This window comes from Corticibacter populi (assembly GCF_004217315.1).
Taxonomy (GTDB): domain Bacteria; phylum Pseudomonadota; class Gammaproteobacteria; order Burkholderiales; family Burkholderiaceae_C; genus Lampropedia; species Lampropedia populi.
Genome location: NZ_SGWR01000002.1, coordinates 221,681 through 244,146, shown reverse-complemented (window position 1 = coordinate 244,146; position 22,466 = coordinate 221,681). Strand labels below are relative to the sequence as shown.

The 22,466-nt window shown below is 67.2% G+C and carries 18 protein-coding genes; 8 read left to right on the top strand and 10 right to left on the bottom strand.

All coding sequences use genetic code 11. The annotated features are described in order from the left end of the window. Positions 1-174 precede the first annotated feature (174 nt). Genes mltB through EV687_RS07275 form a run of 4 tightly spaced genes read right to left on the bottom strand, consistent with a single transcriptional unit; the run spans position 175 to position 5,480 of the window. Positions 175-1,446 (bottom strand): lytic murein transglycosylase B, encoded by a 1,272-nt coding sequence (mltB, locus tag EV687_RS07290; RefSeq protein ID WP_122230810.1) that lies wholly within the window; start codon positions 1,444-1,446, stop codon positions 175-177. Continuing rightward, complete coding sequence (locus EV687_RS07285) at positions 1,443-3,521, bottom strand: transglutaminase TgpA family protein (RefSeq protein WP_122231195.1); 2,079 nt, start codon at positions 3,519-3,521, stop codon at positions 1,443-1,445. The genes mltB and EV687_RS07285 overlap by 4 nt, the downstream gene beginning before the upstream one ends. 58 nt (positions 3,522-3,579) lie before the next feature. Then, positions 3,580-4,557 carry a DUF58 domain-containing protein gene (locus EV687_RS07280; RefSeq protein ID WP_122230808.1) on the bottom strand — a complete coding sequence of 326 codons (978 nt, stop codon included), beginning with the start codon at positions 4,555-4,557 and terminating at the stop codon, positions 3,580-3,582. A 2-nt stretch (positions 4,558-4,559) separates the two neighbouring features. Further along, positions 4,560-5,480 (bottom strand): AAA family ATPase, encoded by a 921-nt coding sequence (locus EV687_RS07275; protein ID WP_122230806.1) that lies wholly within the window; start codon positions 5,478-5,480, stop codon positions 4,560-4,562. A 143-nt stretch (positions 5,481-5,623) separates the two neighbouring features. On the opposite strand from EV687_RS07275, the gene EV687_RS07270 reads away from it, so the two are divergent. The 6 genes from EV687_RS07270 (at position 5,624) to EV687_RS07245 (ending at position 12,073) form a co-directional block, all read left to right on the top strand. After that, positions 5,624-6,577: a histone deacetylase family protein gene (locus EV687_RS07270; RefSeq protein WP_122230804.1), complete on the top strand. Its 954-nt coding sequence runs from the start codon at positions 5,624-5,626 to the stop codon at positions 6,575-6,577. 44 nt (positions 6,578-6,621) lie between these two features. After that, positions 6,622-6,822 carry a hypothetical protein gene (locus EV687_RS07265; RefSeq protein ID WP_122230802.1) on the top strand — a complete coding sequence of 67 codons (201 nt, stop codon included), beginning with the start codon at positions 6,622-6,624 and terminating at the stop codon, positions 6,820-6,822. A 52-nt stretch (positions 6,823-6,874) separates the two neighbouring features. Beyond that, the gene (locus EV687_RS07260) at positions 6,875-8,290 is read left to right on the top strand and encodes a mechanosensitive ion channel family protein (RefSeq protein WP_242612528.1); all 1,416 of its coding nucleotides are present in this window, start codon (positions 6,875-6,877) and stop codon (positions 8,288-8,290) included. Between the two features lie 163 nt (positions 8,291-8,453). Continuing rightward, on the top strand, positions 8,454-9,206 hold the full coding sequence (locus EV687_RS07255) for an electron transfer flavoprotein subunit beta/FixA family protein (RefSeq protein ID WP_122230800.1): 753 nt from the start codon (positions 8,454-8,456) through the stop codon (positions 9,204-9,206). Between the two features lie 18 nt (positions 9,207-9,224). Next, complete coding sequence (locus EV687_RS07250; protein ID WP_122230798.1) at positions 9,225-10,169, top strand: electron transfer flavoprotein subunit alpha/FixB family protein; 945 nt, start codon at positions 9,225-9,227, stop codon at positions 10,167-10,169. 113 nt (positions 10,170-10,282) lie between these two features. Next, positions 10,283-12,073: an acyl-CoA dehydrogenase gene (locus EV687_RS07245; protein ID WP_122230796.1), complete on the top strand. Its 1,791-nt coding sequence runs from the start codon at positions 10,283-10,285 to the stop codon at positions 12,071-12,073. Positions 12,074-12,220: 147 nt separating this feature from the next. Here the strand turns inward: EV687_RS07245 and ilvA are convergent, their stop codons facing one another. Then, positions 12,221-13,789 carry a threonine ammonia-lyase, biosynthetic gene (gene ilvA / locus EV687_RS07240; protein ID WP_122230794.1) on the bottom strand — a complete coding sequence of 523 codons (1,569 nt, stop codon included), beginning with the start codon at positions 13,787-13,789 and terminating at the stop codon, positions 12,221-12,223. Between the two features lie 327 nt (positions 13,790-14,116). Here ilvA and EV687_RS07235 point away from each other — a divergent pair, with 327 nt between their 5' ends. Continuing rightward, the gene (locus EV687_RS07235) at positions 14,117-14,569 is read left to right on the top strand and encodes an OsmC family protein (RefSeq protein WP_122230792.1); all 453 of its coding nucleotides are present in this window, start codon (positions 14,117-14,119) and stop codon (positions 14,567-14,569) included. Positions 14,570-14,610: 41 nt separating this feature from the next. Continuing rightward, positions 14,611-15,936 carry a replication-associated recombination protein A gene (locus EV687_RS07230; RefSeq protein WP_122230790.1) on the top strand — a complete coding sequence of 442 codons (1,326 nt, stop codon included), beginning with the start codon at positions 14,611-14,613 and terminating at the stop codon, positions 15,934-15,936. Positions 15,937-15,969: 33 nt separating this feature from the next. Here EV687_RS07230 and mpl read toward each other — a convergent pair whose 3' ends face one another. The 5 genes from mpl to accC form a co-directional block, all read right to left on the bottom strand. Next, entirely contained in the window at positions 15,970-17,394 is a 1,425-nt protein-coding gene (mpl, locus tag EV687_RS07225; protein ID WP_122230788.1) for a UDP-N-acetylmuramate:L-alanyl-gamma-D-glutamyl-meso-diaminopimelate ligase, read from the bottom strand. Positions 17,395-17,462: 68 nt separating this feature from the next. After that, a complete protein-coding gene (locus EV687_RS07220) occupies positions 17,463-18,377 on the bottom strand; it encodes a carbohydrate kinase family protein (RefSeq protein ID WP_122230786.1) in 915 nt (304 codons plus the stop codon). A gap of 49 nt (positions 18,378-18,426) precedes the next feature. Continuing rightward, positions 18,427-19,986 carry a DUF3426 domain-containing protein gene (locus tag EV687_RS07215; RefSeq protein ID WP_122231191.1) on the bottom strand — a complete coding sequence of 520 codons (1,560 nt, stop codon included), beginning with the start codon at positions 19,984-19,986 and terminating at the stop codon, positions 18,427-18,429. A gap of 151 nt (positions 19,987-20,137) precedes the next feature. After that, positions 20,138-21,043 (bottom strand): 50S ribosomal protein L11 methyltransferase, encoded by a 906-nt coding sequence (gene prmA / locus EV687_RS07210; RefSeq protein WP_122230784.1) that lies wholly within the window; start codon positions 21,041-21,043, stop codon positions 20,138-20,140. A gap of 17 nt (positions 21,044-21,060) precedes the next feature. Next, complete coding sequence (accC, locus tag EV687_RS07205) at positions 21,061-22,416, bottom strand: acetyl-CoA carboxylase biotin carboxylase subunit (protein ID WP_122230782.1); 1,356 nt, start codon at positions 22,414-22,416, stop codon at positions 21,061-21,063. Between the last annotated feature and the right edge of the window lie 50 nt (positions 22,417-22,466).

The following is a 22,466-nucleotide window of genomic DNA, read 5'->3' as shown; positions in this document are numbered from 1 at the left end:
GCCCGGTGCGTTTTTGACCTCCTGCCCCTCGGGTTTCCCCGTAAAAGATGGTCAACAGGTTCAGCGGCAAGCACTTGGCAGGCCGGTGGCGTGGTGGGTGGTGGCGTATGCACGGTGTTCCCACTGTGTACGCACAGTGCGGCCAGCTGCCGGCCACCGTCTGCCCGCAGGTCTTCAGGGCGCTGCCGGCGCGGTTGGCGGTGAAGGTGGCAGCGCGCTTTGCAGCTGCATCTTGCGCTCGACCGCCTCGCCCAACTGCAGCACCGCCATGGCGTAGTAGCTCGATTGGTTGTAGCGGGTGATGGCGTAGAAATTCTCGGTGCCCAGCACGTATTGCGGCGCGGCCGTCCCGTTCTTGAGCTCGACCAGTGCCAGCAGACCGCCATAGTGCGTCTCGACCGGCAGGAGCTGAGCACCGAACTGGCGCAGTGCGGCCTGCTCGAAGGTCGGCAGGATGTCCGGTCCCAGCAGGATCGCCAGGCTGGTGGCGTCGGCCTCATGCAGATCGACGTCGAAGTAGGCGGGCTTGCCGCTCTTCCAGCCATGGGCGCTGAGGTAGTTGGCGACCGAGGCGATGGCGTCGGCCGGGCTGTCGATCAGGTGGCTGCTGCCATTGCCGTCGTAATCCTGCCCATAGAGCAGCCAGCTCGAAGGCATGAACTGCGGAATGCCCATGGCGCCGGCAAAACTGCCGCGCAGCGCCAGCGGATCAAGCCCATTGGCCTGGCACAGGCGCAGGAACTGCTCGAGCTCGCGGCGGAAATAGCGTGCGCGTTCGCTGGCGCGCGGATGCGTGGCTGGGAAGTCGAACGCCAGCGTTGCCAGCGCGTCCAGCACGCGGATGTTGCCGGTGTTCTGGCCGTAGAAGGTCTCGATGCCGATGATGCCGATGATGACGCTGGCTGGCACGCCCCATTGCGCCTCCACCGCGCGCAGCGTGCTCTGGTGGGTGCGCCAGAACAAGGCGCCCGCATCGATGCGCGCGGGAGTGACCAGGCGTCGCTGGTAGGCCTGCCAGTCGCGCACCGTGGTGGTGGCATTGGGCGCGGGCGTCATCAGGCGCTTGACGCGGCTGTTGTGCTGGGCCTGGGAGAGCACGGTCTCGACCCAGTTGGCGCTGAGCGTGGGGTCGCCCGCCAGGCTGCCGGCGAATGCGTGCAGCTGGTTTTGCCAGGGCGAGGCGGCCGTCAACTGCACATCCTCGGTGGCATCGCCGTTGTCGGAGGCGCTGGGGACTGGGACGCCGGGTGCTACTGGAGTGGCAGGCGTACCGGGCGCTGTAGGTGCGGCGGGCTGCGGTGGCGCGCTGCCCTGGGCCTGTAGGCCCAGGCCGGTGGCGCCGGCCCAGCAGGCCAGGGTCAGGCGCAGCCACCAGCGGCGGAGGGCGGGGCCGGGCCGTTGCAGCAGCGGCGTGGGGGCAGGGCAAGGGCGTGGTCGCAAGGTCATGCTTTCGGGGCGCGTGGCCAGGGCAAGGCTTTCCAGCGGCGCGCCAATCTGGCCAGATCGGTGTCGGAATGCTGCGCATAGCGCAGCCGGTCCATCTCGATCAGCCATTGTGATACAGGGGCCGCCTCGGTGCCGAAAAACCTTTGCGCCTGCTGTGCCATGGCGCGCGGCGGCGTGTTGTCCGGCAGCGCCAGGCCGGCGTCTTGCAGGCGCTCGCGCGTGCGCTCGAGCAGGCGCAGCCAGGGGTCGCGGCGCTGGCGGCGCAGCAGCGGCAGGGCAAGATAAAGCAGCGCCGTGAGCACCAGCAGCGCTGCCGTCAGTCCGGCCAACTGGGCCCAGTCCAGGCGGCCCACGCCCAGGCGCTGCAGCAGGGTCTGCTGCTCGTCCTGGTTGTAGTTGAGCACCCACTGCGTCCAGCGGTAGTCCACCGCCTCCATCAGTGAGCGGGCCTGCCAGAGCCAGCCGGGCACGCCCCCGCTGCGGCCACTGGCAGCGCCATTGCCGCCCTGCAACGCCTGGATGCGCGAGAGGTTGACGCGCTCGGGCGAGATCGCGGCGGTGGGGTCGATGCGGCGCCAGCCTTCGCCTGCCAGCCACACCTCCGTCCAGGCATGGGCGTCGGCCTGGCGCACGGTCCAGACCCCGTCGACCGGATTGAGTTCGCCGCCTTGGTAGCCGGTGACCATGCGGGCCGGGATGCCGGCGGCACGCATGAGAATCGCAAAGGCCGAGGCGATGTGCTCGCAAAAGCCCTGGCGGTGGGTGAACCAGAAGTCATCGGCGGTGTCCGGCCCATAGAGGGGGGGCTCCAGCGTGTACTGGTAGTCCTGCTCGCGCAGCCGGGCCAGCACGTGGTCGATCAGGGCCTGCTGGGCGTCCTGCCGGGTGCTTTGCAAGATGTCGCCGCCAGAGGCCTGCGCCAGGCCGAATTGCTGGCGCAGCTGCAGGGCCCATTCCCGCGTGCGGGGGTTGTCCTCCGCGGGCAGGCGCAGGTAGCGCTGCAGTGCCGGTCCGCCTGCGGTGCGGCCGCTCTGATAGCGGGTGTAGCTGCTGGCGTGATAGCGCGTGGCGCCGTTGAGCGGGCGGTAGGAGAGCCAGACCATCTCCTGCGTCATCATGGCCCGCAGGCTGCCCTGGGGCGGCTCGGGCAGCACATCGAGTGGCAGCAACCAGCGTTGCTGGTGTGGCTCGAGCATCATCTCGTAGCGCAGCGGCTCGCCCAGCGGCTCGATCGGATTCTGCGCGCTGCCGGGGGCGGCCTCGGCGCTGGTGGGCAGGGGATCTTCGGCGGTCCATTGGCGGCCATTGAGGCGCGAGAGCACCGGGCCACGGAAATACAGCTGCTGCTGCGCCGGTACCGGGCTGTCCGCGTCGAAGCGCACCCGCAGCGCGACGCGCTGGTCCTGCGCGAGTTGTGCGATGCTGCCGACCTGCATCTGGCCGGAGAGCCCGGTGATGCCCTGCTGGCCGGGTGCCACCGGCAGGCCCCACAGCGGCGGAAAGCGCGGAAACACCAGGTACAGCGCGGCAATCAGCGGCAGACCCAGCAGCACCAGCTGCGCGGCGGTGCGGGCCGATTCGCGCAGCGGCGCCGGCCCCAGAGGACGCTGTGCATTGACCAGCGCCGTCAGCAGGCCCCAGAACGCCAGCAGCATCGCCAGCGCCACGCCGATGCTCTGCACGTACAGGAAGTTGCTGACGATGCAGAAGAAGCCGAGGAAGAACAGCACGAAGGCATCGCGCCGGCTGTTCATCTCCAGCGTCTTCAGGGCCAGCAGCACCAGCAGAAAGGCCAGCGCGGCGCCGGAGATCGATGAAGCACGCGCCTCGTAGAGCGCCGCAGCCACGCCCAGCGCCAGCAGCGCCAGCAGCGCGGGCCGGCCCGGCAGCGCCGTGCCGCGCACGGCGATCATGACGCGCCAGGCCAGCAGGCCAAGCCCGAGCGCGGCAGCCCACAGCGGCAGCACCCGCGCCATTTGCAGCGCGATGAGGCCCAGCACCGCCAGCAGGAACAGCGTGTCGCGGGTGGGGCGGGGCAGGGCGGTCAGGCGGCTTGTCAGCGGGGCGGTCGGCATGGACGGCATAGGGGATCAGCGTGGTGGCGGGCGGGTGTCATGCAGGATGCCAGGCGCCTCATGCCAGTGCCAGCGCTTCCAGGCATTGGTGCCGGTGGGCCGGGCCGGTGGCCGGGGCGATGTGCGTGTGCGGCAGCTTCAGGCCATAGGCGATGCCTTGCTGGTCGGCTTCGAGCACCCAGGCGCACAGGCGCGCCAGCACGGCCTCGGGGTGCGAGAGGCCGGTGGCGGCATGGTCCAGCCACAGCTGCGTCTCGTGCATCTGGCTCGGGTCGCGCCGCACCCAGTCGCCCGAGCCGGTGGTCATGGCCGTGGCGGTCTTCTTCCACAGAATGGTCTTGATCGGGTCGCCGCGCTGGTAGGCGCGAAAGCCGTCCATCTCGAAGGATTGGGTACGCGCCGAGGCCGCACCCGCCTGGCCGGCGGCCAGGCTCTGCGGCAGCGGCGGCGCGTCGGGTTCCGGGGCTGGCCACACCAGCACGGCGCTGGCCGGGCGCCAGATCGACCAGACGCGAAAGGCGCCGATCGGGTATCGTGTCTCGATGGTGATGGGCGGCAGCAGGTGGCGCCCGCGGGCCATGGCGGCCAGCGCCAGCGTGGCAGTGGCGGCCTGACCGGCCGGCACGTCCACCAGCACCGGCGCTGCCGGCCCGTGGCTGCGCAGTACGATGGCATAGCGGTTGCGGCGCCCGGCATGTTGCAGCAGGATGTGCAGCGGCACGGGCTGGCCGGCGAACACGGCCTCGGGCGCCCGCAGCTGAAGTTGCAGGCCGCGCAAGTTGCCATGCGCGACCAGCACGCTGATGAAGCCCACGCCTGCCAGCATGAAGGTGAACAGAAAGCCGAGGTTGATCTGGTAATTGATCGAGGCGATCAGCAGCAGCAGCGCCGTGAGCGCGAGAAACCAGCCGGCCGGGCTGGGCAGCACGTAGATTCGGTGCTGCGTCAGCACCCAGTGGTCGGTGCGCGGCAGCCGCGTCTCGAACCAGTTGCCGAAGCGCTGGCGCAGCCGGCCGGGCAGGGCAGGGGTGCTCATGCTCAGCGGATGGGGGTGGCCAGCAGCATGGCGCGCACCTGCTCGCTGGCATCGAAGCCGGCGCTGGCCAGGGGTGTGAGGCGGTGCGCCATGGTCTGCACGGCAATGGCCTGCACGTCGTCGGGCGAGACGTAGTCGCGCCCTTCGAGCAACGCCCGAGCCTTGGCGGCGCGCAGCAGCACGATGCCCGCGCGCGGACTCAGGCCCTGCACGAACCACAGGCCCGAGCGTGTCGCTTCGATCAGGTCCAGCACATAGTCGAGCACGGCGTCGGCGGCATGCACGGCGGTGACGGCCTGTTGCAGTTGCAGCACCTCCTCGGCACTGAGCTGCGGCACCAGCTGGCGGGCCTGCTGGCGGTGACCGTTGTCGCGCAGCAGGCTGCGTTCGGAGGCGCGGTCCGGGTAACCCAGCGAGACGCGCATCAGAAAGCGGTCGAGCTGCGACTCGGGCAGCGGATAGGTGCCGAGCTGCTCGCGCGGGTTCTGCGTGGCAATGACGAAGAAGGGCTGCGGCAGCGGGCGGGTTTCGCCTTCGGCCGAGACCTGCTGCTCTTCCATGGCCTCGAGCAGCGCGCTCTGCGACTTGGGACTGGCACGGTTGATCTCGTCGGCCAGCAGAATCTGCGAGAACACCGGCCCCGGGTGGAACACGAAGCGCTCCTGCACCCGGTCGTAGACCGACACGCCGGTCAGGTCGCTGGGCATCAGGTCGGCGGTGAACTGCACGCGCGAGAACTGCAGCCCGAGACTGTGCGCGAGGCCGTGGGCCAGCGTGGTCTTGCCCACGCCAGGCACGTCCTCGATCAGCAGATGGCCGCCGGCGGCCAGGCAGGTCAGGCAGTCGAGCACCTGCCCTTGTTTGCCGACGACGAGCCGGTTGAGCTGCTCGAGCGTCGTCCGGATTTTCTGGTGCAGGTCCATTTTGAAGGTACAGTAGGTGGACAAAACAAAGCAGGCCTGAGTGCGGCTGGCGCCCGGTGCGGGGCGCATACGCATCCGATCCATCCGATGTGTAATGGCCTGTAATTAAAAACCATCAATGGTAAGACATCAGGGGCAAGACAATGGCGGGGACAGGTTATTACACGCACCGCGACTGCTGGCTGCATGAGATGGGCGCGGCCCATCCGGAATGCCCGGCGCGGCTCGATGCCATCGAGGATCGGCTGCTGATCGCCGGCGTCATGGACATGCTGCAGCGGCGCGAGGCGCCCAAGGCCTCCATCCATGACCTGGAACTGGCGCACACGCGCATGCACGTGGCGGCGTTGCGCGGGCTTGATCTCTTCATGCAGGAGGAACTGCTCGCCGGAGGCGATGGCTATTCGCAGGTTGACCCGGACACCCAGTTCTGCCCGCACACCTGGAACGCCGCGCTGCGCGCCGCCGGCGCGGTGCTGGCGGCCACCGATGCGGTGCTCGGCGGCGAGCTGGACAACGCCTTCTGCGCCGTGCGCCCGCCCGGCCACCATGCCGAGCACGACAAGGCCATGGGCTTTTGCTTCATCAACAACGTGGCGCTGGGCGTCAAGTACGCGCTGCACCGCCACCAGCTCGAACGCGTGGCCGTGGTCGATTTCGACGTGCACCATGGCAACGGCACCGAGGACATCCTTGCCGGCGAGGCCGGCGCGCTGATGGTCGGCTTCTTCCAGCATCCGTTCTACCCGTTCAGCGGCGAGAAGCCCAAGGGCGAGAACATGCTCAACATCGCACTGCCGGCCTACACCAAAGGCATGGACGTGCGCGAAGTCATCGACATGATGTGGGTGCCGCGGCTGGAGGCCTTCAGGCCGCAGCTGATCTTCATCAGCGCCGGCTTCGATGCGCACCGCGAGGACGACATGGGGCAGATGCAGCTGGGCGAGAACGACTATGCCTGGATGACACAGATCATCAAAGACATCGCCGACCGGCATGCGGCGGGACGTATCGTCTCCAGCCTGGAAGGCGGCTATGTGCCCGATGCGCTGGCGCGCAGCGTCGAGGCCCACCTGCGCGTGCTGGCCGGACTGTGAAGCCGGCGGGGCGCGCCTTTTGCGCGGAACACAACCCCAAGGACATGGCTGCCCAGCCCGACCAGCCCGACCAGCCGTGGTACGAGGCGTTGTTTCGCCAGTGCGCCCGGCTGATGCTGACCCTCCGCCAATTGCCGGTGCCGCGTATCGCCAAAGTGCAGGGCATTGCCACCGCCGCGCTGGTAGCATCGGTGCGGTGCGGCGATGCTTGCCAAGTGTCTGCCGCTTGTCCGCCATCCACCTGATTTCTGCTGGCGCGACCCACTGCTGTGGTGGGGCGCAGCCGTTTGCCCTGTCATGCCGACCGTTCTGCCTGCCTCCACCGATACGGATGCTGCCGCTGCATCTGCGACCCAGATTCCCGAAATGGGCACGGCCCTGGCCGGCTCCACCTTGGGCGACTGGCTGCGCCAGTTCGATGGCCCGCGCGCGCTGCTGGAACTGGCGGTGATCGCCGCCGTGCTGCTGCTGATCTGGCTGCTGCTGCGCGGCCTGCGTGCCGCCCTGAACTACCAAAACGCCGATTCCGTGCTGTTCGGCGCCAATGGCGCCGATGGCGTGCTGCTGCCCCTGCTGGGCCTGGCGGGGTTGCGGCTGGTGCAACCCCTGCTGGCGCCCCTGCAGCCACTGCATCTGTGGCCGCTGGCCATGCCGATTCTGGTCTCGCTGCTGGCCATCCGCCTGAGCATCAAGGTGTTGCGGCTGGCCTATCCGGGCCGAGCCTGGCTCGAGCCGATTGCGCGCAGCTTTTCCTGGTTCATGTGGTTTTGCGTGGTGGCCTGGATCACCGGCCTGGGGCCGACGCTGATGCACGAGCTCGATCAGGTGCACTGGACCATCGGCGCGCGCACGATTTCGCTGCGGCGGCTGCTCGAGGCGCTGGTCACTGCCGTGGCCTCGCTGCTGATCAGCCTGTGGGTCTCGTCCGCCATCGAGAGCCGCATGATGCATTCGGTGATCGGTGCGCGGCTGCCGGTGCACAAGGTCATCACCACCATGGTGCGGGCGGTGCTGCTGCTGATCGGCATGCTGGTGGCGCTGAACATGGCCGGCATCGACCTGACGGCCCTGTCGGTTTTCGGCGGTGCGCTCGGGGTCGGCATCGGCCTGGGCCTGCAAAGGCTGGCGGCCAACTACGTCAGCGGCTTCGTGCTGATGGTCGAGCGCAGCGTGCGTGTAGGGGATGTGGTGCGAGTCAATGGTTTCCAGGGCACCATCGTGGACATGTCGGGACGCTACACATCGATCGTTTCGACCAGCGGGCGCCAGGCCATCGTGCCGCACGAGTTGATGACCAATTCCATGGTCGAGAACCTGTCGTCCGAGCACCGGGCCTCCGAGCAGTCCACCACCGTCTCGGTGGCTCACGACTGCGACGTCGATCAGGTGCGCGCGCTGCTGGCCCAGGCGGTGGCCTCGGTGCCCGAAGTGCTGGCCGCACCGGCGCCAGAGGCGCTGCTGCTGGAGTTCGGTGCCGATGGCCTGCGCTTCAAGATCGAGTTCGAGATTGCCGATCCCCACAATGGCGACAACGAGGATTTGCTCTCCAAGGTCAATCTGGCCATTCTGAAGGCCTTGCGCGCTCATGGTGTGGCCATTCCGTACCCGCAGCGCACACTGCATTGGGCCGGCAATGCCGATGCACCTCTTACGCTCGTTGAACCGCAGCGGGAGCAGCCTGCGCCAGTCAAAGGTGTCGCCAAGGGGACATGATGGTGCGCATCATCCGTCCATGCGCAAGCCGCACTGCCTGTGCCGGCGGGCCAATGCGAGCCACTCTCGTTCGCGGCCCGGGCAAGTGTGACTAGAATGGAACGTTTGTGATTGCAATACTTCCGAAAACCCAAGGCAACAACCAAGCAGGAGAGACAGCCAAATGACCAAGGTCCTGGTACCCGTCAAGCGCGTGGTGGATAAAGACATCAAGGTGCGCGTGAAATCCGACAACTCCGGTGTGGACATCGCCAATGTCAAGCACAGCATGAACCCCTTCGACGAGATCGCCATCGAAGAGGCCGTGCGTCTGAAGGAAAAGGGCGCCGTGACCGAAGTCATTGCCGTCTCCATCGGTGTGCCGCAGGCGCAGGAGACGCTGCGTACCGCGCTGGCCATCGGGGCCGACCGTGCCATCCTGGTCGAGACCAGCGAGGAAGTGCAGCCGCTGGCCGTGGCCAAGGTGCTCAAGGCGCTGGTGGACAAGGAACAGCCGGGCCTGATCATCATGGGCAAGCAGGCCATCGATGACGACGCCAACCAGGTCGGCCAGTCGCTCGCCGCGCTGGCCGACCTGCCGCAGGCCACCTTCGCCTCCAAGGTCGAGGTCGCCGGTGACAAGGCCACCGTCACCCGCGAGGTCGATTCGGGCCTGGAGACCATCACCGTCAGCCTGCCGGCGGTCATCACCACCGACCTGCGCCTCAACGAGCCGCGCTACGTCACGTTGCCCAACATCATGAAGGCCAAGAAGAAGCCGCTGGAGAATCTCAAGCCCGAGGATCTGGGAGTGGACGTGACGCCGCGCCTGAAAACCCTCAAGGTCAGCGAACCGCCAAAGCGCAGCGCCGGCGTCAAGGTGCCCGACGTGGCCGCGCTGGTCGACAAGCTCAAGAACGAAGCCAAGGTCATCTGATCGACGGGAGACACACACATGACGACACTCGTTATTGCCGAACACGACAATGCCGGCCTCAAGGCCGCCACCCTCAACACCGTGGCCGCCGCCACCGCCATTGGCGGTGACGTGCATGTGCTGGTGGCCGGCCACAACGCCGGCGAAGCCGCCAAGGCCGCCAGCCAGATCGCCGGGGTTGCCAAGGTCATTCACGCCGATGGCGCTGCGCTGGAAAACGGCCTGGCCGAGAATCTGGCCGCGCAGGTCCTGGCTATCGTAGAAAATGAGGCTGAGGGTTACAGCCACATCCTCTTTCCCTCCACCGCATCGGGCAAGAACGTTGCGCCGCGCGTGGCCGCCAAGCTCGACGTCGCGCAGATCAGCGACATCATCAAGGTGGTGAGCACCGATACTTTCGAGCGCCCCATCTATGCGGGCAACGCCATTGCCACCGTGCAGAGCAGCGATGGCAAGAAGGTCATTACCGTGCGCGCCACCGGCTTTGATGCGGCCGCCGCCAGCGGTGGCTCGGCGCCGGTGGAGAGTGTTGCCGCCGTGGCCGATTCGGGCAAGAGCAGCTTTGTCGGCCGCGAAGTCAGCAAGAGCGACCGCCCAGAGCTGACCTCGGCCAAGATCATCGTCTCCGGTGGCCGTGCCCTGGGCAGCGAGGAGAAGTTCAAGGAAGTGCTGACGCCGCTGGCCGACAAGCTGGGCGCGGCCATCGGTGCGAGCCGCGCCGCCGTCGATGCCGGCTACGCGCCCAACGACCTGCAGGTGGGGCAGACCGGCAAGATCGTCGCGCCCGAGCTGTACATCGCGCTGGGCATCAGCGGCGCCATCCAGCATTTGGCCGGCATGAAGGACTCCAAGGTCATCGTCGCCATCAACAAGGACGAGGAAGCGCCGATCTTCTCGGTGGCCGACTACGGCTTGGTGGCAGACCTCTTCACTGCCGTGCCGGAGCTGATCGAAAAGCTCTGAGCGACTGCTGCGTACAGGCTCGACTGAAAAATGGCATCCCTGGCGATGCCATTTTTTTTCAAGCCGGAGCCCGATTCACCAAGAGACTCTCACCAAGCATCACAAGGATTCCCATGAGCTACAAAGCACCTGTCAAGGATTTGCTGTTCAACATCGAACACCTGGCGAACATCGAGGCCGTGGCCCAGCTGCCCGGCTGTGAGGATGCCGGATTGGACACGGCCCAGGCCGTGCTGGAGGAATGTGCGCGGTTCAACGAGGACGTGGTGGCGCCACTCAACGTCGTGGGTGACACCCAGCCATCGAGCTGGAAGGATGGCGTCGTCACCACCTCGCCGGGTTTCAAGGAAGCCTTCAAGCAATACGCCGAAGGCGGCTGGCAAGGCCTGCAGCACGAACCCGAATACGGCGGCCAGGGCCTGCCCAAGACCATTGGCGCAGCCTGCCAGGAAATCCTCAACAGCGCCAATCTGAGCTTTGCGCTGTGCCCGCTGCTGACCGATGGTGCCATCGAAGCGCTGGTCACGGCCGGCAGCGACGCGCTCAAAGCCACCTATCTGGAAAAGCTCATCTCCGGCCAGTGGACCGGCACCATGAACCTGACCGAGCCGCAAGCCGGCTCCGACCTGGCGCTGGTGCGCAGCCGTGCCGAGCCGCAGCCCGACGGCAGCTACAAGGTGTTCGGCACCAAGATCTTCATCACCTATGGCGAGCATGACATGGCCGAGAACATCGTCCATCTCGTGCTGGCGCGCGTGCAGGGTGCACCCGAGGGTGTCAAGGGCATCAGCCTGTTCGTCGTGCCCAAGTTCCTCGTGGGCGCCGACGGCACGCTGGGCGATCGTAATGATGCGTACTGCGTCAGCATCGAGCACAAGCTGGGCATCAAGGCCTCGCCCACGGCCGTGCTGCAATTCGGCGACCATGGCGGTGCCATCGGCTACCTGGTGGGCGAGGAAAACCGTGGCCTCGAGTACATGTTCATCATGATGAACGCGGCGCGTTACGCCGTCGGCGTGCAGGGCATCGCCGTTTCCGAGCGCGCCTATCAGCATGCCGTGGCTTATGCGCGTGAGCGTGTGCAAAGCCGTCCGGTCGACGGCTCGGTCAAGGGCAGCGCCACCATCATTCATCACCCGGACGTGCGCCGCATGCTGATGACCATGCGCGCCCTCACCGAAGGCACGCGTGCCACCGCCATCACGGCTGCCTCAGCCTACGACGCCGCGCACCGCCACCCCGATGCCGAAACCCGCCGCGAGAACCAGGCTTTCTACGAATTCCTGGTGCCGCTGGTCAAGGGCTACAGCACCGAGATCAGCCAGGAAGTCACCAGCCTGGGCGTGCAGGTGCATGGCGGCATGGGTTTCATCGAGGAGACCGGCGCCGCTCAGTACTACCGCGACTGCAAGATCCTGACCATCTACGAGGGCACCACCGCCATCCAGGCCAACGATCTGGTGGGCCGCAAGACCAGCCGCGATGGCGGCCAGGTCGCCAAGGCAGTGGCCGCGCAGATCGAGAAGACCGAAGCCGAACTCAAGGCTTTGCCTGGCGAGCCGGCGCAGGCCGTGGCCAAGGCGCTGGAGGCCGCGCGCAAGAGCTATCTCGAGGTGGTGGAGTTCATCGTCGCCAACACCCGGGAGAATCCCAACGCCGCTTTTGCCGGCAGCGTGCCCTACCTGATGCTGGCGGGCAACCTGGTGGCTGGCTGGCAACTGGGCCGGGCCCTGCTGGTGGCCACGGCCGAACTGGCCAAAGGCAATGACGCCGGCTTCATGCAGGCGAAGATCACCACCGCGCATTTCTATGCCGAGCATCTGCTGCCGCGCACCCACGCGCTGCGCGATGCCATCATCGGCGGTGCCCACAGCGTGATGGAACTGCCGATGGATGCGTACTGATGGGCAGGGTGCGTTGACCCGCTCATGCTGAGTGGCAGCGCCGCCGATGCCACTCACGGTGCGACGCAGTCCGGATGCCAATGCAAAAGGGGCGCTGCATGATGCATGCAGCGCCCCTTTTGCATTGAACACCTCTCGAAGGTTTTCTCAGTCGGAAGCCTTCAGGAACAGCTGGTAGGCGGGGTTGCCGCTCTCATCGACGTACGGGTAGCCCAGCCTGTCGAGGAAGGCCTGGAAGGCCGCGTCGTCCTCGGCTGGCACCTGGATGCCCACCAGGATCTTGCCGTAGTCGGCGCCCTGGTTGCGGTAGTGGAACAGGCTGATGTTCCAGCTTGGCTGCATCAGGCTGAGGAACTGGAACAGCGCGCCGGGCTTCTCGGGGAAGATGAAGCGCAGCAGGCGTTCGTCGCTGGCCTGCGCCGACGGCCCGCCGATCAGGTGGCGCAGGTGCTCCTTGGCCATTTCGTCGGTGGTCAGGTCCAGTGTCTTGAAACCGTGGCTGCCGAGGTGTTCGGCGATCTGCGCGGATTCACCCGGACCATGGGTCGAGAGGCCCACGAACACGTGCGCGTGGCGCTTGCCATTGATGCGGTAGTTGAATTCGGTGACGCTGCGTGCCGTGCCGGGCAGCTCGGCGATCGTCTCGCAGAAGCTGCGGAAGCTGCCGCGCTCTTCCTTCATGGTGACGGCGAACAGCGCCTCGCGCTGCTCGCCCACCAGGGCGCGTTCGGCGACGAAGCGCAGCCGGTCGAAGTTCATGTTGGCACCGCACAGGATGGCCGCATAGGTCTCGCCCTGCTTCTGGTGCGCGGCGGCATATTGCTTGATGGCGGCCACCGCCAGCGCGCCGGCCGGCTCGACGATGCTGCGCGTGTCGACAAAGATGTCCTTGATGGCAGCGCACACCTCATCGGTCGAGACGGTCACGTAATCATCCACCAGTTGCTGGCTGATGCGGAACGTCTCTTCGCCCACCAGCTTGACGGCGGTGCCGTCCGAGAACAGGCCCACGTCGCCCAACTCTACACGGTGGCCGGCGCGACTCGACTGCAGCATGGCATCCGAATCATTCATTTGCACGCCGATGACCCTGATGTCCGGGCGCAGCGCCTTGATGTAGTTGGCCACGCCGGCGATCAGGCCGCCGCCGCCGATGGCCACGAACACCGCATCCAGCCGGGCGCTGCCCAGGCTTTGCAGCTGGCGCAGCATCTCCATCGCAATCGTGCCCTGGCCGGCGATCACGTCAGGATCGTCGAATGGGTGCACGAAGGTGAGGCCACGCTCCTTCTGCAACTGCAGCGCGTGCTGGTAGGAGTCGCTGAAGCTGTCGCCGCTGAGCACCACCTCGCCGCCCAGCCGCCGCACCGCGTCCACCTTGAGCTGGGGGGTCGACAACGGCATGACGATGACGGCACGCACGCCCAGTCGGCTGGCGGCCAGCGCCACGCCCTGGGCGTGGTTGCCGGCCGAGGCACAGATCACGCCGCGCTCGAGTTCGGCGGGGCTGAGATGGGCCATCTTGTTATAGGCGCCGCGCAGCTTGAAGCTGAAGACCGGCTGCTGGTCCTCGCGCTTGAGCAGCACCTGGTTGCCGATGCGTGCCGACAGCAGCCGGGCGGGCTCCAGCGCGGTTTCCTCGGCCACGTCATAGACGCGGGCGGTGAGGATCTTCTTCAGGTAATCGTCAGGGGTCAGGGGGGCGAAGGTGGTCATTCGGAGTATGCGTGCCACGGGCATGGCGCGCGGGAAGCGGTCACTGCAAAGCCTTGCATCATAGGCCTTAGAACCTGTTCACGATCTTTTCGTGAGCCGCGCGAAATCGCGAACGCCCAAGAAAAATGCCCCGTAATCCAAAAGACTACGGGGCGAATCCACCAATATGAGAAGGTGGAGGAGACAAACGGTGCTTTCCGGAAACTGTCTGCAGCGGCTGCTGGCATCGGTCACAATAACCGGGAAGCGATGGCGCAATTGTAGCGGGTTTCCCCTTAATGTGCTGCGTCGCAGCAAAATTCGAGTGTTTGATCGCAAGGAATGCCAATGGAATGCACAGTTAGTTGGACGGGCGCAACAGGTGCGCGCTCCGGGATGGGCTTCATCGCCGAGACGGGCAGCGGCCATGTGCTGGTGATGGATGGCGCGCCCGATGCGGCCAAGCCTGAGAATGGCGGCCGGAACCTGGCGCCCCGGCCCATGGAGACGCTGCTGGCGGGCATGGGCGGCTGCACCGCCTACGATGTGGTGCTGATCCTCAAGCGCGGCCGCCACGATGTGCGTGGCTGCAGCGTGCAGATCAGCGCCGAGCGGGCCGAGCAGGACCCCAAGGTGTTCACCAAGATCCACATGCATTTCGTCGTGCAGGGCAAGGGCGTGCCCGAGAGCGCGGTGGCGCGTGCGGTGGCCTTGAGCCACGAGAAGTACTGCTCGGCCAGCATCATGCTGGGCAAGACCGCCGAGATCACCACCGGCTTCGATATCCGCGAGGTGGCCTGAGTGGCGCCGCAAAACGCATCGATGGGAGCGATGACACCACGATGAGCGCCACACTGCACCAGCCGCTGGCCGAGCGCCTGCGCCCGAGGACCCTGGGCGAGGTGGTGGGCCAGCAGCACCTGCTCGGCGAGGGCATGCCGCTGCGCCTGGCATTCGAGTCGGGCCGTCCGCACAGCTGCATCCTGTGGGGCCCGCCGGGCGTGGGCAAGACCACCATTGCGCGGTTGATGGCCAATGCTTTCGATGCGCAGTTCATCGCCATCAGCGCGGTGCTCGGCGGCGTCAAGGAAATCCGCGAGGCGGTCGAGCAGGCCCAGCACGCGCGCGATGGCCTGGCGCCGCAGTCGACCATCGTGTTCGTCGATGAAGTGCATCGCTTCAACAAGAGCCAGCAGGATGCCTTTTTGCCGCACGTCGAGAGCGGCCTTTTCACCTTCATCGGCGCGACCACCGAGAACCCGTCGTTCGAGGTCAACTCGGCGCTGCTCTCGCGCGCGGCCGTGTACGTGTTGCAGCCGCTCACCAGCGATGACTTGCGCCGGATCGTCGAGCGGGCCCAGGCGATTGGCGCCGTGCCGAGCATCGACGAGGAGGCGCTCGAGAAGTTGCTCGGCTATGCCGATGGCGATGCCCGGCGCCTGCTGAATACGCTGGAGACGCTGGCCATGGCCGCGCAGCAGGAGAAGCTGCCGGTCGTCACGGCCGACTGGCTGCTGCGCGTGCTGGGCGAGCGCCTGCGCCGCTATGACAAGGGCGGCGAGCAGTTCTACGACACCATCAGCGCGCTGCACAAGTCGGTGCGCGGCTCCGACCCGGACGCGGCGCTCTATTGGATGATGCGCATGATCGATGGCGGTGTCGACCCCATGTACATCGCACGCCGCATGATCCGCATGGCCGCCGAGGACATCGGCCTGGCCGACCCGCGCGCGCTGCGGCTGGCGCTGGACGCCACCGAGACCTACGAACGCCTGGGCTCGCCCGAAGGCGAGCTGGCGCTGGCCGAGTGCATCGTGTACCTGGCGGTGGCGCCCAAGTCCAATGCCGTCTACAAGGCCTACAACGCCGCCAAGGCCTGGGTCAAGAAGGATGGCACGCGGCCGATTCCGCTGCATCTGCGCAACGCGCCGACCAAGCTGATGAAGTCGCTCGACTACGGCAAGGCCTACCGCTACGCGCACGACGAGCCCGATGCGTTTGCCGCGGGCGAGAACTACCTGCCCGAGGGCATGCCGGCACCGCACTTCTACCAGCCGGTGCCGCGCGGGCTGGAGCTCAAGATCGGCGAGAAGCTGGCCGACCTGCAGCGGCGCAATGTCGCGGCACGCCGGCAGGCCGGCACGGATGAGGTGCCGGAGAAAGGCTGATTGGCGTCCTCAGCGCCCCAGGCTCTCAGGCTCTCAGGCCGTTCCGGAGCCGGCTTGGCGCAATGCCGCCAGCAGGCGCTCGTGGATGCCGCCAAAGCTGCCATTGCTCATGCAGACGATGTGGTCGCCCGGCCGTGCTGCAGCCACGATGGACCGCACCAGCGCGTCGATGTCATGGTGGGTCTGCGCCTTGTCGCCCAGCGGGGCGAGGGCGCCGGCCACGTCCCAGCCGAGCTGATTGTCGTAGGCGAACACGGCATCGGCCGCCGTCAGCGCGGCCGGCAACTGCGCGGCCATCGTCCCCAGCTTCATGGTGTTGCTGCGCGGCTCGAAGACGGCCAGCACGCGCGCGCCGCCTGCCAGTGTGTGGCGCAGCCCTTCGAGGGTGGTGGCAATGGCGGTGGGGTGGTGGGCGAAGTCGTCGTAGACCGCAATGCCGCCTGCCGTTCCGCGCAGTTCCATGCGGCGGCGCACACCTTCGAAGCGCGAGAGCGCGTCGGCGGCGGCCGCTGGTGCGATGCCGATGTGCTCGGCCGCGGCAATCGCCGCCAGCGCATTGAGCTGGTTGTGGCGGCCGCTGAGCGTCCATTCGACGTGGCCGACACGTTCGCCCTCGTAGCGCACGTTGAAGGATTGCTCGGTACCGGCCGCGCTGTAGGTCTGCGCCGGCACGGCTGCCACGGCGGCGCTGCCGAAATGGCGCAGCTCGCTCCAGCAGCCTTGCTGCAGCACCCGCGGCAGATTCGCATCGTCGGCGTTGCTGATGACGCGACCCGTGCCCGGCACGGTGCGCAGCAGGTGGTTGAACTGGCGCTCGATGGCCGCCAGGTTCTCGAAAATGTCGGCGTGGTCGAACTCCAGGTTGTTCAGCACCAGTGTGCGCGGGCGGTAGTGCAGGAACTTGCTGCGCTTGTCGAAGAAGGCGGTGTCGTACTCGTCGGCCTCGATGACGAAGTAGCCGGGCTTGTCCGGCCTGGGGGTGCGGCCGCTGCGCGCGGAGACGCCGAAGTTGCCGGGCATGCCGCCGATCAGGAAGCCGGGGTTGTGGCCATTGGCCTGCAGGATCCAGGCCAGCATCGAGGCGGTGGTGGTCTTGCCATGGGTGCCGGCCACGGCCAGCACGTGGCGGCCGGGCAGGATGTGCTCGGCCAGCCATTGCGGCCCGCTGGTGTAGGGCAGACCGGCATCCAGAATGGCTTCCATCAGCGGGTAGCGAGGGCTGCCGCCTGACAGGCGGGCGCGGCTGACCACATTGCCGATGACGAAGTGGTCCGGCCGCAGCGCCAACTGCTCGGCGCCATAGCCTTCGATGATATCGATGCCCAGCGCGCGCAACTGGTCGCTCATGGGCGGGTAGACCTGTGCGTCGCAGCCGGTGACGGTGTGGCCGGCTGCCTTGGCCAGCGCTGCGATGCCGGCCATGAAGGTGCCGCAGATGCCGAGGATGTGGATGTGCATGGCGTGGTGCTCCGTGGTTGCAGCGGTGCCGGCATGGGCCGCATCCGCCGCGCGAGGATGGGGAAGACTCAGGGGACGAAGGCAGTCAGGTCCAGACCTTCGAGGTCGTAGTTCTGCGGACCGTGGGTGGCAAGCTTGCGGGCGGCGACGTGGTTGCCCAGCGCGGCGCAGCGGGCCAGCGGCCAGCCGCGCTCGAGTCCGTGCAGCAGCGCGGCGCGCCAGGCATCGCCGCAGCCGGTCGGGTCCAGCGGGCGTTCGACCTCGATGGCGGCAACGCGCTCTTTCTCGCCTTGCTCCCAGATGTCGCAGCCGAGTGCGCCCAGCGTTACCACCAGCGCGCGCAGGCGGCTGGAGATGTCCTTGAACGACCAGCCGGTGCGTTCGCACAGCAACTGTGCCTCGTAGTCGTTGACGGTGACCCAGCTGGCGCCCTCGATGAACTGGCGCAGCTCGGCGCCGCTGAACATAGGCAGGCCCTGGCCGGGGTCGAACACCCATGGAATGCCCAGCGCACTCAACTGCCGGGCATGTTCGAGCATGGCCTCGCGCCCGTCCGGGGCGACGATGGCCAGGCCCACCTCGGGTGGCAGATCTTCGATGCGCAGCCGGTGCGCCTGTGCCATGGCGCCGGGGTGGAAGGCGGTGATCTGGTTGTTGTCCAGGTCCGTCATGATCATGGCCTGAGCGGTGTAGCTGTCCTCGAGCTGGAGCACGTAGCGCCGGTCGATGCCCAGCCGTGCCAGCCGCTCCAGGTAGCTGGCGCCATCCCGGCCGAGCGCCGCCATCGGCAGTGGCTGGTTGTTCAGCAGGCGCATGCCATAGGCGATGTTGCCGGCGCAGCCGCCGAAGTCCCGGCGCAGTTCCTTGACGAGGAAGGAGACGTTGAGGATGTGCAGCTGGGCCGGCAGGATCTGCTGCGCGAAGCTGCCGTCGAAGTTCATGATGGTATCGAACGCCAGCGAACCGCAAACCAGCACTGCCATGGACGCACTCCTTTGGATCGAAGCCCCGGCGCGCTGCGCGCCGCCGAGCCTATTCGGGATAGAAAATCTGCAACTGATAGCCGGTGATCTCGTCGGCCGGTACCGTCACGCGCAGCGCCTGGCGCGCCTGCCAGCTGCCACGTGGCGGGATCTGGACGGGCGCCTGTGCAATGTCGGCGGGCAGCAGCTGGCGGCGTGTGACGACCTGCTCGCTGGCATCGCGCAGGCTCAATGCCAGCGCCGGGGTCTGCACCCATTGGCCGCTCTGGTTGCGCACGGTCCATGACAGCGTGTAGCTGCCATCGGGCTCGGACTGGAAGGTCGAGCCTTCGATGGCCAGCTGATCAAGCGCCTGCCAGGGCTTGATCTGGCAACGCAGGGCACGGCAGGCGCTCTCCAGGTGGCCGCGCAGCTGTGGGTTGATGGCGGCAATCGCATCGCGGTTCTGGAACACATACTGCAGGCCCAGCGCGGCCAGCAGCAGCACCAGCAGCGTGATTTGCGCGGCGCGCACGCCGGGGCGGCGCCAGAAGGCCTGGCGCTCGGCCTGCTGCACGAAGCGCAGCTCCTGCGTGTCGCTGAACGCGGCGTGGTAGGCCGCCAGGGTTTCCTCGTCGACCACCGGTCGCTCCGGCAGCACATCCTCTTCGGCGGATGCCGCGGCACCGGCGGGGACCTGCGGATCAGTTTCGTCTGGTGTCCGCGTCTGCTCCGGCCTTGGCTTTGCGGACGCGGTGCCGAAGTTCGCTTCGGGCACAGTCGGGTGGGTGAGCGCGCTGCCTGAGGGCGGCGGGAAGATGTGCTCGGCTGGCGTGGCATCCAGCACGGGGTCTGGCAAGGGCGGGGCTGAGGGGGTGCCGTTTTCGCCGTTGTCATTCGGGCCGGGGGCGAAGGGTGCGGCCGGTGTGATGGGCTCGTCGTCCTCTTGGTCGCCGGGTTTGCGCAAGTCGTAGGAAATGCCAGTGGCCGGGATGGCGGAGCCCGGCGGTCCGGCTGGCGGCTCCTGCTGGATGGCCTGCCAGCGCTCGACCTCCTCGCGAAAACGCTGCGCGGCCACCTCTGACTCTGACGCATCGGCCCAGGCCTCGGCCCGATCGGGGCGCACGGGGGCAGGGGGGGCGTTCGACGGTGCCGCCGAAGAGGGGGCGAAGGTGGCGTCCAGCGCGTTGCGCCATTTTTCGGCCAGACGCTCTTCGGGCAGCTGGCTGTCGGGTTCGGGCTCCGGGGCCTCCGTTCCCGGTAGTGCGCCGGAGATGGGCGGGGGCGTCAGCGCCTCGGGGCCGAGGCCATTGGTGTTGGTGGCTGGTGAAAACGCCTGATCCTGCGGCTGTGGTGCCGATGCCTGCCCGTCGTCTGCCATGGCGGGCACGGATTCTGGCGCGGGCGTCGTCTGGATGGAGTCGGGACCGTGCGGCTGCTGGGCGCGTTCTTGCTCCGGCACCCCGGCGGGCACCATTTCTTCCGGGGGCAGGCTGGGCTGCAGGTATTGGGTGGCGTCAAAGATACCGCTGCAGCGACCGCAGCGGACCCAGCCATCGGATGCTTGCAGTTGCTGCGGCGCCAGCTTGAAGCGGGTGCCGCATGCCGGACAACGGGTGACGAGGCTCATGGATACGGGAGCGGGCGTGGGCGGATGTGCCCTGGCTGACGGGGCTGGGCACGAAGGCGGCGCGATGCCGCGAATGTGAAGCCGTTATTGTGCCCGATGCCGCCGCGTGCGGGCGGCTGTGCCCAACTCATCAGCATACGGCCGAAGCCGCTCAGGCAGTGGCGGGCTTGCGGGCCGTCATCAGGATCCAGCCGTCCTCGCTGTCGGTCACCTCGAGTTGCAGCCATGGCGCATAGGCCTTCTGCAGCAGTTCGGCCTGGCGCTCGAGGATGCCCGCGAGCACCAGGTGCCCACCGGCGGCCACGTGCTGGCACAGCAGCGGCGCGAGCACCTGCAGCGGATTGGCCAGGATGTTGGCCAGCACCACATCGTAGTGGGCGGCGGCAATGTCGGGCAGACCGCTGCGCAGCGCCACCTGGTTTTTCTCGGCATTGGCGACGGTTGCCGCAATGGCGGCCTCGTCGATGTCGACAGCGTCGATGCGCTCTGCGCCGAACTTGGCCGCGGCGATCGCCAGGATGCCCGAGCCACAGCCATAGTCGAGTACCGTGCGTCCCTGCAGGCTGTCCTGCCCCGCCTGGCGGGCCAGCCAGCGCAGGCACATGCGGGTGGTCGGGTGGGTGCCGGTGCCGAAGGCCATGCCGGGGTCGAGTTCGATCACCACGCGGGCCTGCCCGGGCACTTCGTGCCAGCTCGGCACGATCCAGAATTCCGGGGTGATCTCGACGGGGGCGAACTGCGACTGCGTCAGGCTGACCCAGTCCAGGTCAGGCACTTCCTGCAGCGCCGCCACTTGGCAGCCCTCGAAGAAGTCCTGCACGACCAGCAGCTTGGCGGCGTTCTCGGCCTGTGCCTGCTCGGCGAAGAGGGCGCTGATGGTGCTGCGCTGCCAGGCCTGCCGCTCGGGCGTGAAACCCGGCTCGCCGAACAGCGCCTGTTCGGCAGGGGTCTGCGCGTCGGCGTCCTCGACAGACACGCTCAGCGCATCCAGGGCCTCGAGGGACTCGCCGACGATCTCGACCCGGTCTTGCGGGCACAGCAGGTTCAGGACGTACATAGCGGAAATGCCTTCGCTCAGAGCAGGCCGGAACGCTGTTCCAGCCAATGCTCCAGGTAGTGGATGTTGGTGCCGCCGGCGCAGAAGCTGGCATCGACCATCAGCTCGCGGTGCAGCGGGATGTTGGTCTTGATGCCTTCCACCACGGTCTCGAGCAGGGCCGTGCGCATGCGCGCCAGGGCTTCCTCGCGGGTGTCGCCATGCACGATGATCTTGCCGATCATCGAGTCGTAGTTGGGCGGCACGAAGTAGCCCGAGTAGATGTGCGAATCGACCCGCACGCCAGGGCCTCCCGGCGCGTGCCAGGCGGTGATGCGGCCGGGAGAGGGGAAGAACTTGTAAGGATCTTCGGCGTTGATGCGGCACTCGATGGCGTGGCCGCGGATCTGGATCTGGCGTTGCGTGAAAGGCAGTTTCTCACCGGCGGCCACCAGGATCTGGTTCTTGACGATGTCGATGCCGGTGATCATTTCGGTGACCGGGTGCTCGACCTGCACGCGCGTGTTCATCTCGATGAAGTAGAACTCGCCGTTCTCGTAGAGGAACTCGAAGGTGCCGGCGCCGCGGTAGCCGATGCGCTTGCAGGCGGCGGCGCAGCGCTCGCCGATCTTCTCGATCAGGCGGCGCGGAATGCCGAAGGCCGGTGCCTCCTCGATGACCTTCTGGTGGCGCCGCTGCATGGAGCAGTCGCGCTCGCCCAGATAGACGGCGTTCTTGTAGTTGTCGGCCAGCACCTGGATCTCGATGTGGCGGGGGTTCTGCAGGAACTTCTCCATGTAGACGGACGGATTGCCGAATGCCGCCTGCGCCTCGCTCTTGGTCATCTGCACGGCATTGACCAGCGCCGCCTCGGTATGCACCACGCGCATGCCGCGCCCGCCGCCGCCGCCAGCGGCCTTGATGATGACCGGGTAGCCGATGTTCTTGGCGATGCGGCGGATCTCGGCCGGGTCGTCGGGCAGCTCGCCATCCGAGCCGGGCACGCAGGGCACACCGGCCTTGATCATGGACTGCTTGGCCGAGACCTTGTCGCCCATGATGCGGATCGATTGCGCGGTCGGGCCGATGAAGGTGAAGCCGCTTTGCTCGACGCGTTCGGCAAAGTCGGCGTTCTCGCTCAGAAAGCCGTAGCCCGGGTGGATGGCCTCGGCATCGCTGACTTCGGCCGCCGAGATGATCGCCGGCATCTGCAGATAGCTCTGGCCGGCTGGCGCCGGGCCGATGCAGACGGCCTCCTCGGCCAGGCGCACGTATTTGGCGTCGCGGTCGGCCTCGGAATACACCATCACCGCCTTGACGCCCAGTTCGCGGCAGGCGCGCTGGATGCGCAGGGCGATTTCCCCGCGGTTGGCAATCAGAATTTTCTTGAACATGGTTGACACCTCGCGCGCGCCCGTGGCGGCCGCTTGGAATATACGCATCA